At 69.9% G+C, this 379-nt stretch carries 1 protein-coding gene; it reads right to left on the minus strand.

Annotated elements, in window-relative coordinates; translation table 11 throughout:
* Positions 1-379 (minus strand): efflux RND transporter permease subunit (locus D7Y04_RS43865; protein WP_147477414.1); only part of this gene is annotated, 379 nt, incomplete at both ends.

A 379-nucleotide genomic window follows, 5' to 3' on the forward strand; every position in this document is an offset into this window, starting at 1 on the left:
GTCGTAGATGATCCCCTTGGGCACTTCCTTCTCCGCGGTCGTGTTCATGAAGGCCACGGCGTCACCCAGCTGGTAGCCGGAGGCCAGGTTGGCGAGCAGGGTGATCTGCCGCTTCTGGGACTCACGGTCGATCTGCACCGGGCCATCCGCCGGAGTGACGGAGGCCAGGTTGCGCAGCTCCACGAGCTGCCCGCTGGGGGCACGCACCGTGAGCTTTCCGAGTGCATCGGCGGACGCCAGGGTCTCCGGCGGCAGCCGCAGCTTCACCTCGTACGTCTCGCCGCCCTCTCGGTAGTCCGCGAACTTGTCGCGGCCGAGGAAGGCGCGCAGCGTGGTGCCCAGCGACGCGGCCGGGACACCGAGGCTGGCGGCGCGCTCG

Source organism: Corallococcus sp. AB038B, from assembly GCF_003668955.1.
GTDB classification, from domain to species: Bacteria; Myxococcota; Myxococcia; order Myxococcales; family Myxococcaceae; genus Corallococcus; species Corallococcus exiguus.